The sequence below is a fragment of the Pseudomonas sp. GZD-222 genome, assembly GCF_049310525.1.
Lineage (GTDB): Bacteria > Pseudomonadota > Gammaproteobacteria > Pseudomonadales > Pseudomonadaceae > Aquipseudomonas.
In genome coordinates, this window is the sequence record NZ_JBMOWO010000029.1 from 1 (window position 1) to 14,667 (window position 14,667).

Annotated in this window: 14 protein-coding genes; 10 read left to right on the forward strand and 4 right to left on the reverse strand. The window is 60.1% G+C overall.

Translation table 11 applies throughout. The features are described from left to right. Positions 1 to 70: 70 nt before the first annotated feature. The gene (locus tag ACO6VD_RS05870; protein WP_400169938.1) at positions 71 to 550 is read right to left on the reverse strand and encodes an Lrp/AsnC family transcriptional regulator; all 480 of its coding nucleotides are present in this window, start codon (positions 548 to 550) and stop codon (positions 71 to 73) included. Positions 551 to 677: 127 nt separating this feature from the next. Between ACO6VD_RS05870 and ACO6VD_RS05875 the strand changes: the two genes are divergently transcribed. Together ACO6VD_RS05875 and mdeB are read left to right on the forward strand one after the other, a co-directional pair. Continuing rightward, positions 678 to 1,874 (forward strand): methionine gamma-lyase, encoded by a 1,197-nt coding sequence (locus ACO6VD_RS05875; protein WP_422417636.1) that lies wholly within the window; start codon positions 678 to 680, stop codon positions 1,872 to 1,874. A gap of 37 nt (positions 1,875 to 1,911) precedes the next feature. After that, positions 1,912 to 4,611 (forward strand): alpha-ketoglutarate dehydrogenase, encoded by a 2,700-nt coding sequence (gene mdeB / locus ACO6VD_RS05880; RefSeq protein ID WP_422417638.1) that lies wholly within the window; start codon positions 1,912 to 1,914, stop codon positions 4,609 to 4,611. A gap of 103 nt (positions 4,612 to 4,714) precedes the next feature. Here the strand turns inward: mdeB and ACO6VD_RS05885 are convergent, their stop codons facing one another. Continuing rightward, positions 4,715 to 5,152 (reverse strand): YhcB family protein, encoded by a 438-nt coding sequence (locus tag ACO6VD_RS05885; protein ID WP_422417640.1) that lies wholly within the window; start codon positions 5,150 to 5,152, stop codon positions 4,715 to 4,717. Positions 5,153 to 5,290: 138 nt separating this feature from the next. On the opposite strand from ACO6VD_RS05885, the gene ACO6VD_RS05890 reads away from it, so the two are divergent. From ACO6VD_RS05890 to zapE, 3 genes are all read left to right on the forward strand, one after another. After that, positions 5,291 to 5,926 (forward strand): alpha/beta hydrolase, encoded by a 636-nt coding sequence (locus ACO6VD_RS05890; RefSeq protein WP_422417641.1) that lies wholly within the window; start codon positions 5,291 to 5,293, stop codon positions 5,924 to 5,926. Between the two features lie 24 nt (positions 5,927 to 5,950). Then, positions 5,951 to 7,300, forward strand: a complete 1,350-nt coding sequence (locus tag ACO6VD_RS05895) for a tryptophan--tRNA ligase (RefSeq protein ID WP_422417643.1) — start codon at positions 5,951 to 5,953, stop codon at positions 7,298 to 7,300. An 82-nt stretch (positions 7,301 to 7,382) separates the two neighbouring features. Continuing rightward, a complete protein-coding gene (zapE, locus tag ACO6VD_RS05900) occupies positions 7,383 to 8,477 on the forward strand; it encodes a cell division protein ZapE (protein WP_400169944.1) in 1,095 nt (364 codons plus the stop codon). A 55-nt stretch (positions 8,478 to 8,532) separates the two neighbouring features. Here zapE and ACO6VD_RS05905 read toward each other — a convergent pair whose 3' ends face one another. Together ACO6VD_RS05905 and ACO6VD_RS05910 are read right to left on the reverse strand one after the other, a co-directional pair. Then, positions 8,533 to 9,429, reverse strand: a complete 897-nt coding sequence (locus ACO6VD_RS05905) for a GlxA family transcriptional regulator (protein ID WP_422417678.1) — start codon at positions 9,427 to 9,429, stop codon at positions 8,533 to 8,535. Positions 9,430 to 9,643: 214 nt separating this feature from the next. Continuing rightward, complete coding sequence (locus ACO6VD_RS05910; protein WP_422417645.1) at positions 9,644 to 10,684, reverse strand: NADP(H)-dependent aldo-keto reductase; 1,041 nt, start codon at positions 10,682 to 10,684, stop codon at positions 9,644 to 9,646. A gap of 248 nt (positions 10,685 to 10,932) precedes the next feature. On the opposite strand from ACO6VD_RS05910, the gene rplM reads away from it, so the two are divergent. The 5 genes from rplM (at position 10,933) to ACO6VD_RS05935 (ending at position 14,636) form a co-directional block, all read left to right on the forward strand. Further along, positions 10,933 to 11,361 (forward strand): 50S ribosomal protein L13, encoded by a 429-nt coding sequence (rplM, locus tag ACO6VD_RS05915; RefSeq protein WP_203479503.1) that lies wholly within the window; start codon positions 10,933 to 10,935, stop codon positions 11,359 to 11,361. A gap of 14 nt (positions 11,362 to 11,375) precedes the next feature. Continuing rightward, positions 11,376 to 11,768 (forward strand): 30S ribosomal protein S9, encoded by a 393-nt coding sequence (gene rpsI / locus ACO6VD_RS05920; protein WP_038607185.1) that lies wholly within the window; start codon positions 11,376 to 11,378, stop codon positions 11,766 to 11,768. A gap of 284 nt (positions 11,769 to 12,052) precedes the next feature. Then, the gene (gene petA / locus ACO6VD_RS05925) at positions 12,053 to 12,646 is read left to right on the forward strand and encodes a ubiquinol-cytochrome c reductase iron-sulfur subunit (RefSeq protein WP_107025092.1); all 594 of its coding nucleotides are present in this window, start codon (positions 12,053 to 12,055) and stop codon (positions 12,644 to 12,646) included. After that, positions 12,646 to 13,857 carry a cytochrome bc complex cytochrome b subunit gene (locus ACO6VD_RS05930; RefSeq protein WP_400169947.1) on the forward strand — a complete coding sequence of 404 codons (1,212 nt, stop codon included), beginning with the start codon at positions 12,646 to 12,648 and terminating at the stop codon, positions 13,855 to 13,857. The genes petA and ACO6VD_RS05930 overlap by 1 nt, the downstream gene beginning before the upstream one ends. Then, on the forward strand, positions 13,857 to 14,636 hold the full coding sequence (locus ACO6VD_RS05935) for a cytochrome c1 (RefSeq protein ID WP_422417648.1): 780 nt from the start codon (positions 13,857 to 13,859) through the stop codon (positions 14,634 to 14,636). The genes ACO6VD_RS05930 and ACO6VD_RS05935 overlap by 1 nt, the downstream gene beginning before the upstream one ends. Positions 14,637 to 14,667: the final 31 nt, after the last annotated feature.

Here is a 14,667-nt window from a genome sequence, read left to right on the forward strand (position 1 = left end):
ACCCACGACTGAGCCACACCCCCCCCCCCGCCCCCCCCCCCGTACCCCCCCCCCCCCCCCCCCGATGCGGTCAAATATGCTTCTCCGACACCGGAATCACCCGCTTCTCCTTCACCGCCTTGAACGAAAAGCTCGAATAGATTTCCTTCACCCCCGGCAGTGTCTGCAGCACCTCCCTGGCAAACTCGCCGAACGATTCCAGATCCCGCGCCAGAATCTCCAGCAAAAAGTCATAGCGCCCGGAGATGTTGTGACACGCAACGATCTCGGGAATCTCCATCAGCCGCTGCTCGAAGGCCCGCGCCATTTCCTTGGAATGCGAGTCCATCATGATGCTGACGAATGCGGTGACGCCAAAGCCCAGGGCCTTGGGTGACAGAACGGCCTGGTAGCCGGTGATGTAGCCGTTCTCTTCCAGCAGCTTGACCCGTCGCCAGCACGGCGAGGTGGTCAGGGCGACGTTGTCGGCCAGCTCGGAAATGGTCAGTCGCGCGTTGTCTTGCAGCGCGGCCAGCAAGGCGCGGTCGGTACGGTCGATGGCGGTAGGCATGATTTGCCCTCCGTGGCCTGAATTCATTGTTTTATTGTCAATAACCACCCTTGGCAGTGGTCATATTTGGAAAAAAATCAGTACCTCAGTGGCATAAGCTTATAACAAACCACAAGAGGCTGTAGTCATGAGCGGCTCCACCAAGGATTCAGGTTTTGCTACCCGTGCCATCCACCACGGCTACGACCCGCTGGCCAACCAGGGTTCACTGGTCCCGCCGGTCTATCAGACGGCCACGTTCGCGTTTCCTACGGTTGAGTACGGCGCAGCCTGCTTTGCCGGCGAGGAGGGCGGGCATTTCTATACGCGTATCTCCAACCCCACCCTGGCCCTGCTGGAAGAGCGCATGGCCTCGCTTGAGGGCGGTGAGGCCGGACTGGCGCTGGCCTCGGGCATGGGGGCGATAACTGCCACCTTGTGGACGCTGCTGCGGCCAGGCGATGAGGTGTTGGTAGGGCGTACCTTGTACGGCTGCACCTTTGCCTTCCTGCACCATGGCATCGGTGAGTTCGGGGTCAAGGTCCGTCATGTCGATATGACCGACCTGCAAGCGGTTGAGGCGGCGATCAGCGCGCAAACCAAGGTGATCTACTTCGAAACGCCGGCCAACCCGAACATGCAGATGGTCGATATCGCCGCGCTGGCCGCTCTGGCTCACCAGCGCGATATCACCGTAGTGGTCGATAACACCTACTGCACCCCGTACCTGCAGCGACCGCTGGAGCTGGGCGCCGACCTGGTGGTGCATTCGGCGACCAAGTACCTCAGTGGTCATGGCGATATCACCGCCGGCCTGGTGGTAGGACGCAAGGCCCTGGTAGGCCGGATCCGCCTGGAAGGCCTCAAGGACATGACCGGTGCGGTGATGTCACCTCAGGATGCCGCTTTGCTGATGCGCGGCATGAAGACCCTGAACCTGCGCATGGAGCGCCATTGCAGTAATGCCCAGGTCGTCGCCGAGTACCTGGAGCAGCATCCGGCAGTCGAACTGATCAACTATCCCGGCCTGCCTGGCTTCCCTCAGTACGAACTGGCCCAGCGCCAGATGCGCTTGCCCGGCGGCATGATCGCCTTTGAACTCAAAGGTGGCATCAGCGCCGGTCGACGCTTCATGAATGCCCTGCAGCTGTTCAGTCGCGCCGTCAGTCTGGGCGATGCCGAATCCCTGGCCCAGCATCCGGCGAGCATGACCCATTCCAGCTATACCCCTGAAGAGCGTGCCCAGTACGGCATCTCGGAAGGGTTGGTGCGGCTGTCGGTCGGTCTTGAAGATATCGACGACTTGCTCGCCGATATCGAACAGGCACTGAAGGCCTGCGCCTGAAACCATCAAGGATGAGGTCAATGCAATGGTGGCAATGATGAACCTTGTGCCAGGTGAAGGTGTGCCGCGTCGCCTCGGTGATGACCCACAGCTGGATAGCGACCCGGGCGAAACCGCCGAGTGGCTCGATGCGCTGGATTCGACCTTGCAGCACTGCGGCGCCGAACGTGCGCAATTTCTGCTTGAGCAACTGCAAGCCCATGCGCGTGAGCTTGGCCTGGAGCGCGGTGCCCAGCCGTTCTCGGCCTACCGTAATACCTTGTCGGTGGAGTTGCAGGGGGCCTATCCGGGCGATCTGGAGCTTGAAGAACGTATCACCAGCCTGCTGCGCTGGAATGCCCTGGCCATGGTGATGCGCGCCAACCATGCGTATGGCGACCTGGGCGGACACATCGCCAGTTACGCCTCGGCGGCGGAAATCTTCGAGGTCGGTTTCCAGCACTTTTTTCGTGGCGAATCCGGCACTGGGCAACGCACCGCCGACCTGGTGTTCTTTCAGCCGCATTCAGCGCCCGGTATCTATGCCCGGGCGTTTCTCGAAGGGCGGTTGAGTGAAGGGCAACTGGCCAGTTACCGCCAGGAGGTCGCGGGCAACGGCCTGTGTTCTTATCCACACCCCTGGCTGATGCCGGACTTCTGGCAGTTTCCCACCGGTTCCATGGGCATTGGCCCGATCAACGCGATCTACCAGGCGCGGTTCATGCGTTATCTGCACAATCGCAGTCTGCTCGACACCAGCACCCGGCATGTCTGGGGGGTGTTCGGCGATGGCGAGATGGACGAGCCGGAGTCTATCGCCGGCTTGACGCTGGCCGCGCGCGAGCAACTGGATAACCTGACCTTTGTGGTCAACTGCAACCTGCAGCGCCTCGACGGTCCGGTACGTGGCAATGGACAGATCATCCAGGAACTTGAAGCCCTGTTCAGCGGTGCCGGCTGGAACGTGATCAAGGTGCTCTGGGGCTCGGAGTGGGATGCGTTGTTTGCCCGTGATACCGAGCATGTGTTGTTGCGTCAGCTGGCGGCGACACCGGATGGCCAGTTCCAGAACCTGGGGGCCAAGGATGGCGCCTATAACCTCGAGCACTTCTTCAACCAGCAGCCGGCCTTGCAGAAACTGGTCGAGCACATGAGCTCCGCCGAGATCAACGCGCTGAAGCGCGGCGGTCATGATTTTCGCAAGCTGTATGCCGCTTTTGCTGCGGCCAAGGCCTGTAAAGGGCGGCCAAGCGTAATCCTTGCCAAGACCAAGAAAGGCTACGGCATGAGTACCGCCGGCGAGTCGCGCATGACTGCGCACCAGGCCAAGAAGCTCGATGTCGAGGCCTTGCTGGCGTTCCGTGATCGCTTCCACTTGCCGCTCAGCGACAGCCAGGTCGAGCAGTTGCAGTTCTGTCGTCCGGCCGACGACAGCGCCGAGTTGCGCTACCTGCGTGAGCGTCGAGCGGCCCTCGGCGGGCCTTTGCCCGCGCGGCGCAGCGATGCGCGCCCGGTGCCGGTGCCGGCGCTGGAGGTGATGGGCGGCTTCGCCTTGCAAGCCGAAGGCAAGGAAATGTCCACCACCATGGCGGCAGTGCGGATGCTCAGTGCCTGGCTCAAGGCCCCGGAACTGGGCGCACGTGTGGTGCCTATCGTCGCCGATGAGGCGCGGACCTTTGGCATGGCCAGCCTGTTTCGCCAGATCGGTATCTATTCACCCCAGGGGCAGTGTTATGAGCCCGAGGATGCTGGCTCGCTGCTGTCCTACAAGGAAGCTCGTGACGGTCAGCTGTTGGAGGAAGGGATCACCGAAGCCGGGGCGATTTCTTCGTGGGTGGCGGCGGCCACGTCCTATGCGGTGCATGGCGAGCCAATGCTGCCGGTGTACATCTACTATTCGATGTTCGGCTTCCAGCGGGTCGGTGATCTGATCTGGGCCGCCGCTGACCAACGTGCCCGTGGTCTGTTGCTGGGCGCTACGGCCGGTCGCACGACCCTGGGTGGAGAAGGTTTGCAGCACCAGGATGGCTCGAGTCTGGTGATGGCGTCGATGGTGCCCAACTGTCGGGCCTGGGAGCCGTGCTTTGCCGGCGAGCTGGCGGTGATTCTTGAATACGCGGCACGGCGCATGCTGACCGAGCAGTGTGACGAGTTTCACTATGTGGCGGTGATGAACGAGAACTACCCCCAACCGTCTCTGCCCGAGCAGGTGCACGAAGAGGTCTTGCGTGGCATGTACCGTTATGTCGAACAGCGCGTGGTGGAGGCGCAAGGGCGTGTCCGCCTGCTGGGCTCCGGGGCGATCTTGCGCGAAGTGATTGCCGCCAGTGAACTGCTGGCTGCCGATTGGCAGATTGCCAGTGAAGTGTTCAGTGTCACCAGCTTCAGCGAGCTGGCCCGCGAGGCGCGGGATGTCGAACGTGCCAGCCGGTTGGGGCAGGTGACTGCCGACATCAGTCATGTAGAGCGCTGTTTGCAGGGCAGTGCTCCGGTCATTGCCGCAACGGATTACGTGCGGGCCTGGCCGCAATTGATTGCCGAGTATGTGCAGGCGCCCTACGTGACGTTGGGGACTGATGGCTTCGGTCGCAGCGATACCCGTCAGCAGTTGCGCCGGTTTTTCGAGGTTGATCGCTTCAGTATCGTGCTGGCCAGTTTGCACAGCCTGGTGCGCCAGGGGAGTGTCGAGCGCCAGGTGCTGGATCAGGCGCTGGAGCGTTATGGGCACGGTTCGCAGACTGCGCCCTGGTACAGCTGAAGATAGCTATCGCGGGGCAAGCCCGCTCCCACCGGCTTAGTGACACCCTGGTGGGAGCGGGCTTGCCCCGCGATAAAAAACCCGCCAATCGGCGGGTTTTTTGTCAGTTGCGCTTGAGCCCGTAGTGCTCATCGAGCATACCCGGCGAGTTCGGCGCTTTCGGCGCGTAGTCACGCGGTACTTCGGTATCCTTCGGTGGGGTCAGGCGATCACGCGGGGCTTGTGCGGCTTCCGAGTGCAGAGAGGCCAGCAGGCGCTGGCGGGTCAGTTCGTCCAGGGCCAGGCGGTTGGCGCCATCGGCCAGGTGGTCCTGAACTTCCTGGTAACTTTGGGTCAGTTTCTTGACCAGCGCAGCCGTACTGTTGAAGTGAGTAACCACCTCATTCTGGTAGCTGTCGAAACGTTCCTGGATATCGTCCAGCTGCCGCTGAGTGCTGCTTGGCGCGGCATTGGGCAGCAGGCGGGCGACCACGAAACCAACGACAACGCCCACGACGAGGGCCAGGGTCGGCAACAACCAAACTAAGAGCGAGAGTTCCACGAGTCCTTCCTCTATAAACGGCTTTGCTTTACGTTAACGGCTCGGACCTGCGCTGTATACCGCGAACCATCGCAAATATCTCAGACAGAATCATTCAGCTAGACGAGTCGACCCTTTCCGAGGTCACGGAGTTTATCCTTGCTTATCCGCGAAACCCCTGTATTCATCGATGGCCCGGTCGGCCAACTGGAAGCCTTGTACCTTGATGTTGCCGACGCCCGTGGCGTGGTACTGCTCTGTCACCCCAACCCGGTGCAGGGTGGGACCATGACCAACAAGGTCGTGTCGATGCTCCAGCGTACCGCCCGCGATGCCGGCTACATCACCTTGCGTTTCAACTACCGTGGCGTCGGCGCCAGTGCCGGCAGCCATGACATGGGCAGTGGCGAAGTCGATGACGCCCAGGCAGCGGCGAACTGGTTGCTGGAAAAACATCCCGAGTGGCCGCTGACCCTGATGGGCTTTTCCTTTGGCGGCTTCGTTGCGGCCAGCCTCGGCGGGCGCCTGGAGGCACAGGATATCAAGCTCAAGCACCTGTTCATGGTGGCGCCGGCGGTGATGCGCTTGCAGGATCACGACGCCTTGCCGCAGCACTGCGCCCTGAGCGTGATCCAGCCGGAAACCGACGAGGTGATCGATCCGCAGGTCGTCTACGACTGGTCCGACGCACTCCCACGCCCCCATGAGCTGCTGAAAGTGGCAGAATGCGGACACTTTTTCCATGGCAAGCTCACCGACCTCAAGGAACTGGTGCTGCCGCGCCTTTCGAATTGATCCAAGCCTGATAAGCGATTACCCATGACTACGCGCATCCTTACCGGTATCACCACCACGGGCACGCCTCACCTGGGCAACTATGCCGGTGCCATTCGCCCGGCAATCCTCGCCAGCCGTGAGCCAGGTGTCGACTCGTTCTACTTTCTGGCCGACTACCACGCCCTGATCAAATGCGATGACCCGCAGCGCATCCAGCGCTCGCGTCTGGAAATCGCCGCGACCTGGCTGGCCGGTGGTCTGGACCCGGAGCGTGTGACGTTCTACCGCCAGTCCGACATTCCGGAAATCCCCGAGCTCACCTGGCTGCTGACCTGCGTCGCGGCCAAGGGCCTGCTCAACCGTGCGCACGCCTACAAGGCCTCGGTAGACAAGAACGTTGAAAGTGGTGAAGACCCGGATGCCGGGATCAGCATGGGCCTGTACAGCTACCCGGTATTGATGGCCGCCGACATTCTGATGTTCAACGCCAACAAGGTGCCGGTCGGCCGCGACCAGATCCAGCACGTGGAAATGGCCCGTGATATCGGCCAGCGCTTCAACCACCTGTTCGGCCAGGGCAAGGAATTCTTTGCCATGCCCGAAGCGCTGATCGAAGAAAGCGTGGCGACGCTGCCGGGCCTGGACGGTCGCAAGATGTCCAAGAGCTACGACAACACCATTCCGTTGTTCACCAGTGCCAAGGACATGAAGGATGCGATTTCGCGCATCGTCACCGACTCCCGCGCACCGGGCGAAGCCAAGGATCCGGACAATTCGCACCTGTTCACTCTGTTCCAGGCCTTCGCTACGCCAGCACAAGCCGACGAGTTCCGCAGCGAGCTGTTGCAGGGCCTGGGTTGGGGCGAAGCCAAGCAGCGTCTGTTCCAGCTGCTTGATGGCCAGTTGAGCGAGCCGCGCGAGCGCTATCACCAGCTGATCAGCCGTCCGGCTGACCTCGAAGACATCTTGCTGGCCGGTGCGCAGAAAGCCCGCAAGGTGGCTACCCCGTTCCTCGAGCAACTGCGTGAGGCCGTTGGCCTGCGCTCGTTCCGCAGCATCGAACAGGGCATTGCCCAGGTCAAAAAGAAGGCCGCCAAGGCCGCGCGCTTTGTCAGCTTCCGTGAAGACGACGGCAGCTTCCGCTTCCGCCTGCTCGCGGCTGACGGTGAGCAACTGCTGCTGTCGCGCAACTTCGCCGATGGCAAGACTGCGGGTGCGGTGAGCAAGCAACTGCAGCAGGGCGGCGAGCTGGACGTGCGCACTGAAGGCCTGGGCTTCAGCCTGTGGCTGGAAGGTGAGTGCGTTGCCGACGGGCCGCAACTGGCCGATGAAGCTGCACGCGATGCGGCGATCGAGAGCCTGCGCGCGGCCTTGCAGCCACAGCAGGACTGAACGGCCAGACGCAAGTCTGATTGCCATTATCCGGGGCCGTCGCTACAGTGACGGCCCGTTTTTGTTACCTTGCTAACGAATTATGACACCCCTAGAACGATATCAAGCAGATCTGAAACGTCCCGAATTCTTCCATGACGCGGCGCAGGAAACTGCAGTGCGTCATTTGCAGCGCCTGTACGACGATCTGATCGCGGCGCAGAACAGCAAGCCGGGTGTGTTCGGCAAGCTGTTCGGCAAGAAAGAACAGGCACCGGTCAAGGGCTTGTACTTCTGGGGTGGGGTAGGGCGCGGCAAGACCTACCTGGTCGATACGTTCTTCGAAGCACTGCCGTTCAAGCAGAAGGTGCGTACGCACTTCCACCGCTTCATGAAGCGCGTGCACGAAGAAATGAAAACCCTCAAGGGTGAAAAGAACCCGCTGACGGTCATCGCCAAGCGTTTCTCCGATGAGGCGCGGGTGATCTGCTTCGACGAGTTCTTCGTTTCGGACATTACCGACGCGATGATCCTCGGCACCCTGATGGAGGAGCTGTTCAAGAACGGTGTGACCCTGGTGGCCACCTCCAACATCGTCCCGGATGGTCTGTACAAGGACGGGCTGCAGCGTGCGCGCTTCCTGCCGGCTATCGCCCTGATCAAGCAGAACACCGAGATCGTCAATGTCGACAGCGGCGTCGACTATCGCTTGCGCCATCTGGAGCAAGCCGAGCTGTTCCACTTCCCGCTGGACGAAGCGGCACACGAAAGCCTGCGCAAGAGCTTCCGGGCGCTGACGCCCGAGTGCACCCAGGCGGTGGAAAACGATGTACTGATGATCGAAAACCGCGAGATTCGCGCTTTGCGCACCTGTGACGACGTCGCCTGGTTCGACTTCCGTGAACTGTGCGACGGCCCGCGTAGCCAGAACGACTACATCGAACTCGGCAAGATTTTCCATGCCGTGCTGCTCAGCGACGTCGAGCAGATGAGTGTGGCGACTGACGATATTGCCCGGCGCTTCATCAACATGGTCGACGAATTCTATGACCGCAACGTCAAGCTGATCATCTCGGCCGAGGTTGAGCTCAAGGACTTGTACACCGGCGGTCGCCTGACCTTCGAATTCCAGCGCACGCTAAGCCGCTTGCTGGAAATGCAGTCCCACGAATTCCTGTCGCGCGCGCACAAGCCTTGATCGATCGCGGGGGAAGTCGGGTCGCCACCCCCCAACCTCCCCCACGATAAGACTCTCAAACCTCCTGCATAAACTGCTGCCGATACTGATTCGGCGACAACTCCGTGTGTTGCCTGAACAGGCGCGCAAAGAAACTCGCATCGTCATACCCGACCTCGTAACTGATGGTCTTGATGCTTTTGCGCGAGCCTGACAACAACCCCTTGGCCGTTTCGATCCGCAACCGTTGCAGGTAGTGCAGCGGCTTGTCGCCGGTAGCGCTCTGGAAGCGGCGCATGAAGTTGCGGATGCTCATGCCATGATTGCGCGCCACATCTTCGAAGCGGAACTTGTCGGCAAAATGTTCTTCGAGCCATTGCTGGATCTGCAGGATGCTCAGGTCCTGATGCAGCTTCTGCCCGCCAAAACCCATGCGTCCCGGGGTGTAGCTGCGCTGCACTTCATAGAGAGTGTCGCGGGCTACCGCCTGGGCGACGTTGGCGCCACAGAAGCGTTCGATCAGGTAGATATACAGATCGCACGCTGAGGTGGTGCCGCCCGCGCAGTAGAGATTGTCGGCGTCGGTCAGGTGCTTGTCCTGATTCAGGCTGATCTTGGGGTAGCGTTCGGCGAACTGGTTGAAAAACCGCCAGTACGTTGTCGCTTCCTTGCCGTCGAGAAGACCTGACTCGGCCAGCCAGAACACGCCACTGGCTTCGCCGCAGAGCACGGCGCCGTTGGCGTGCTGCTCGCGCAGCCATGGCAGGACCTGGGGGTAGCGCTGGCACAGCGCATCGAAATCGTCCCAGAAGGCCGGCAGGATGATCACATCGGCCTGTTCCAGGGCACCGTCCACGGGAAGCAGGACATCGCTGAAGCTGCGCACGGGTTGTCCGTCGGGGCTGACTAGCCGGGTCTCGAACATCGGTTGCAGGCCCAGGCCTAGCTGCTTGCCATAGCGCAGGCTGGCCAGGTGGAAGAAATCCTTGGCCTGCATGAGCGTCGATGCAAAGACGTTATCGATGGCCAGGATACTGACGCGCCGCAAGGACGCGGAGGGTTGGGTAAACATCATTTTCGTTATTCTTATAGGGTAGAGTGGTCAATCACCGGCTGGATCGTCTTATTTTTTGGCCGTTGTGTCTACCCTCGGTTCCCGCGCATTGCACGGGAACCGTCAATGTGCCTCAGGGCGCCGGGTTGGGCTGGTCCTGGTGAATCGCTTCGAGACTTGCCAGAAGCTCATCAGAGAGCTTGAGGTTGAAGCTGGCCAGGTTGCTGTCCAGTTGCTCCAGGGTGGTGGCGCCGATGATGTTGCTGGTCACGAAGGGCTGGCGGGTGACAAAGGCCAGGGCCATTTGTGCCGGATCCAGGCCGTGGTCGCGGGCAAGCTTTACATAACGGCTGCAGGCCGCCACGGTCTGCGGGTTGGAGTAGCGCGAAAAGCGGCTGAACAGGGTCAGGCGGCCTTTCTCTGGCCGTGCACCGTTTTCGTATTTACCCGAGAGCATGCCGAAGGCCAGCGGCGAGTAGGCGAGCAAGCCGCATTGTTCACGAATGGCGATTTCCGCCAGGCCCACTTCGAAGCTGCGGTTGAGCAGGTTGTAGGGGTTCTGGATCGACACGGCGCGGCTCCAGCCCCGGCTCTCTGCCAGGTGGAGGAATTTCATCGCGCCCCAGGGCGTTTCGTTGGACAGGCCGATATGGCGGATCTTGCCGGCCTTGACCTGTTCGTCGAGCACTTCCAGGGTTTCTTCCAGCGGGGTGAAGTGATCCTGCGGCAGATGTTGGTAGCCAAGCTTGCCGAAGAAGTTGGTGCTGCGCTCCGGCCAGTGCAACTGATACAGGTCGATCCAGTCGGTTTGCAGGCGCTTGAGGCTTTCGTCCAGGGCGCTGACGATGTGCTGGCGGTTGTGCTTGAGCTGGCCGTCGCGAATGTGGCTGATGCCATTACCGGGGCCTGCGACCTTGCTGGCCAGGATCCAGTCGCCGCGATCGCCCCGAGCCTTGAACCAGTTGCCGATGATGCGCTCGGTGGCGGCATAGGTTTCCGGGCGCGGTGGCACCGGATACATCTCGGCGGTGTCGATAAAGTTGATTCCGGCGGCCTTGGCGCGTTCGATCTGAGTGAAAGCCTCGGCTTGCGTGTTCTGTTCGCCCCACGTCATGGTGCCCAGGCACAGCGCGCTGACATTGAGGTCGGTGCGGCCCAGCTGGCGGTAGTCCATTGGCGTCTCCCTGGCAAAAGAAGCATAAAAGCAGGTTGAATTTTTTTTCGCAATCTGGATAATTCAGCCCCTCTCTGCGTGAGGGAGTGATGCCCCGCTCACAGAAGAACCCTGCCGAATATTGGACGCGCTGACCCGAGCCCCCGATAGCGTCCGTGTGCGGCTGTGTCCTTGACTTGTCAAGGTACGCACTATCCAGTAAGATCTGCCGTCTTATTTTCGCTGGGCGGCCCCTGAGGCTATAAAGAATGAAAACTTTTACTGCTAAACCGGAAACAGTAAAGCGCGACTGGTTCGTAGTTGACGCCGCTGGTCAGACCCTGGGTCGTCTGGCTACCGAAATCGCTAGCCGTCTGCGTGGCAAGCACAAACCAGAGTACACTCCTCACGTTGACACCGGCGACTACATCGTCGTCATCAACGCCGAGCAGATCCGTGTGACTGGTGCCAAAGCTTCGGACAAAATGTACTACTCCCACTCCGGCTTCCCGGGCGGTATCAAGGAAATCAACTTCGAGAAGTTGATCGCCAAGGCCCCAGAGCGCGTGATCGAGACCGCGGTTAAAGGCATGCTGCCGAAAAACCCGCTGGGTCGCGACATGTACCGTAAGCTGAAAGTCTATGCGGGCGCTGCTCACCCTCATACTGCTCAGCAGCCCCAAGAACTGAAGATTTAACGGAATAGTTCATTATGTCGGCGACTCAAAATTACGGCACTGGCCGTCGCAAGACCGCAACCGCTCGCGTTTTCCTGCGTCCAGGTACCGGTAACATCTCCATCAACAACCGTTCTCTGGACGTGTTCTTCGGTCGTGAAACCGCGCGCATGGTAGTACGCCAGCCGCTGGAACTGACCGAGACCACCGAGAAGTTCGACATCTACGTCACCGTTATCGGTGGTGGTGTCAGCGGCCAGGCCGGTGCAATCCGTCACGGTATCACCCGTGCACTGATGGACTACGACGAAACCCTGCGTAGCGCTCTGCGCAAAGCTGGCTTCGTTACCCGCGACGCTCGTGAAGTTGAGCGTAAGAAAGTGGGTCTGCGTAAAGCACGTAAGCGTCCTCAGTACTCCAAGCGTTAATTTCGCTTCGGCGTTCAAAAAAAGCCCGGTTCCTGGTGGAACCGGGCTTTTTTTATGTCTTGAATAACTATGCTGTTCTTTACTGTGACAACTTGCCGCATAGACGCAGGTCAAGAGGTACAAGGGATTGCGCAGTGGCAGAGGGCTAATCACCTTGTCAGAGAAGGGTCTTTTCATTACCATGCGGCAAATTTTTAGCAGTTCAGCAAATATTTTTAGCAGTTCAGAAATTACTTAGTAGATGCCTGTTGTAACAGGCCATAAAGCTGATGGGAGAGGACTGAATGAGCAATGACGGCGTCAATGCAGGCCGGCGTCGCTTCCTTGTAGCAGCCACGTCCGTGGTGGGTGCTGCAGGAGCGGTGGGGGCTGCGGTCCCGTTTGTGGGGTCATGGTTCCCCAGTGCCAAGGCGAAAGCCGCAGGTGCACCGGTGAAGGTGAATATCGCCAAAGTTGAGCCAGGCCAGCAGATGATTGCTGAGTGGCGTGGTCAGCCGGTCTTCATCGTCCGTCGTACCGAAGAGATCCTTGGCAACCTCAAGAAGATCGCCGGCGACCTCTCCGACCCTGAATCCAAGGCATCGGTCCAACCCACCTACGTCAACCCGGAAAACCGCGCGATCAAGCCGGAGATCCTGGTGTTGGTCGGCCTGTGCACCCACCTGGGCTGCTCGCCAACCTTCCGCCCTGAAGTCGCCCCGGTCGACCTGGGTCCCAAGTGGGTCGGCGGTTACTTCTGTCCGTGCCACGGCTCTCACTACGACCTCGCTGGCCGCGTCTACAAGTCCCAGCCGGCGCCGCTCAATCTGCCAGTGCCGCCGCACTCTTATGAGTCGGACGACATCATTGTCGTCGGCGTCGATCAGGAGAACGCGTGATGAGTAAGTTCATGGATTGGGTTGACGCCCGCTTCCCCGCGACCAAGATGTGGGAAGACCATCTCAGCAAGTATTACGCACCGAAGAACTTCAACTTCTTCTACTTTTTCGGCTCCCTGGCACTGCTGGTGCTGGTTAACCAGATCGTCACCGGCGTCTGGCTGACCATGAGCTTCACGCCGTCGGCCGAAGAGGCATTCGCCTCGGTCGAATACATCATGCGTGACGTCGAGTACGGCTGGATCCTGCGCTACCTGCACTCCACCGGCGCGTCGGCGTTCTTCATTGTCGTCTACCTGCACATGTTCCGTGGCCTGCTGTACGGCTCGTACCAGAAGCCTCGCGAGCTGGTCTGGGTATTCGGCATGCTGATCTACCTGGCGCTGATGGCCGAAGCCTTCATGGGTTACCTGCTGCCGTGGGGCCAGATGTCGTACTGGGGGGCCCAGGTGATCATCTCGCTGTTCGGTGCGATTCCGGTGATCGGCGATGACCTGACCCAGTGGATCCGTGGTGACTACCTGATTTCCGGCATCACCCTGAACCGCTTCTTTGCGTTGCACGTTGTCGCCCTGCCGATCGTGATTCTCGGCCTGGTGGTGCTGCACATCCTGGCGCTGCACGAAGTGGGTTCGAACAACCCGGACGGCGTCGATATCAAGAAGCTCAAGGACGAGAACGGCGTGCCGCTGGATGGCATTCCTTTCCACCCTTACTACACCGTGAAGGATATCGTCGGCGTCGTCGTGTTCCTCTTCGTGTTCTGTGCCGTGGTGTTCTTCTTCCCGGAAATGGGCGGTTACTTCCTGGAAAAACCGAACTTCGAGCAGGCTAACGCCTTCAAGACTCCTGAGCACATTGCCCCGGTCTGGTACTTCACGCCGTTCTACGCGATTCTGCGCGCGGTTCCGGACAAGCTCCTCGGCGTTATCGCCATGGGTGCTGCGATTGCCGTGCTGTTCGTCCTGCCATGGCTTGACCGCAGTCCGGTCAAATCCATGCGCTACAAGGGCTGGATGAGCAAGATCTGGCTGGTGGTGTTCTGCATCTCGTTCGTGATCCTCGGCGTGCTCGGCGTACTGGCACCGACCCCGGGCCGTACGTTGCTGTCGCAGGTATGCACCTTCCTGTATTTCGCCTACTTCCTTCTGATGCCGTTCTACACCCGGCTCGAGAAGACCAAACCGGTTCCGGAAAGGGTGACTGGCTGATGAAAAAGCTATTTGCAGTATTGATTCTGGCAGTGATGCCCTCGTTGACCTTCGCGGCCGAACACGGCCTGGAGCTGGACAAGGTCGATATCGATCTGACCGACAAGGCCGCCATGCAGGACGGCGCGCGCACCTTTGCCAACTATTGCATGGGTTGCCACAGTGCCAAGTTCCAGCGCTATGAGCGGGTCGCGGACGACCTGGGTATCCCTCACGAGCTGATGCTCGAGAAGCTGGTATTCACCGGCGCCAAGATTGGCGACCACATGAAGATCGGCATGAAGCCTGACGACGCCAAGACCTGGTTCGGTGCCGCGCCGCCTGACCTGACCCTGGTTGCCCGTGTACGTGGCACCGACTGGCTGTACAGCTACCTGCGCAGCTTCTACGAAGACAAGTCGCGTCCGTACGGGGTGAACAACAAGGTTTTCCCGAACGTCGGCATGCCTAACGTGCTGGTTGGCCTGCAAGGCAACCAGGTGATCGGTTGCAAGCAGGTGCAGACTGTCGTCGATGGCAAGAAGCAGTTCGACCCGCTGACCGGGTCGCCATTGACCCATGAAGCGTGCGACCAGCTGACCGTGGAGCCGAAATCCGGTACCCTGACCGCAGAGCAGTTCGACGAGAAGGTCAAGAACCTGGTGACCTTCCTGGCCTATTCGGCCAACCCGGTCAAACTGGAAAGTCAGCGCATCGGTACTTACGTGCTGTTGTACCTGGCCTTCTTCTTCATATTCGCTTATCTGCTCAAGCGCGAATACTGGAAGGACGTGCACTGATCACGCAGTAGTTTCTGGTAGTTGAACGCGC

Excerpts from the sequence above, each read along its gene's own strand:
- ACO6VD_RS05870 (WP_400169938.1), bottom strand. The coding sequence starts at position 550 with ATGCCTACCGCCATCGACCGTACCGACCGCGCCTTGCTGGCCGCGCTG.
- ACO6VD_RS05875 (WP_422417636.1), top strand. The coding sequence starts at position 678 with ATGAGCGGCTCCACCAAGGATTCAGGTTTTGCTACCCGTGCCATCCAC.
- mdeB (WP_422417638.1), top strand. The coding sequence starts at position 1,912 with ATGAACCTTGTGCCAGGTGAAGGTGTGCCGCGTCGCCTCGGTGATGAC.
- ACO6VD_RS05895 (WP_422417643.1), top strand. The coding sequence starts at position 5,951 with ATGACTACGCGCATCCTTACCGGTATCACCACCACGGGCACGCCTCAC.
- zapE (WP_400169944.1), top strand. The coding sequence starts at position 7,383 with ATGACACCCCTAGAACGATATCAAGCAGATCTGAAACGTCCCGAATTC.
- ACO6VD_RS05910 (WP_422417645.1), bottom strand. The coding sequence starts at position 10,684 with ATGGACTACCGCCAGCTGGGCCGCACCGACCTCAATGTCAGCGCGCTG.
- rplM (WP_203479503.1), top strand. The coding sequence starts at position 10,933 with ATGAAAACTTTTACTGCTAAACCGGAAACAGTAAAGCGCGACTGGTTC.
- rpsI (WP_038607185.1), top strand. The coding sequence starts at position 11,376 with ATGTCGGCGACTCAAAATTACGGCACTGGCCGTCGCAAGACCGCAACC.
- petA (WP_107025092.1), top strand. The coding sequence starts at position 12,053 with ATGAGCAATGACGGCGTCAATGCAGGCCGGCGTCGCTTCCTTGTAGCA.
- ACO6VD_RS05930 (WP_400169947.1), top strand. The coding sequence starts at position 12,646 with ATGAGTAAGTTCATGGATTGGGTTGACGCCCGCTTCCCCGCGACCAAG.
- ACO6VD_RS05935 (WP_422417648.1), top strand. The coding sequence starts at position 13,857 with ATGAAAAAGCTATTTGCAGTATTGATTCTGGCAGTGATGCCCTCGTTG.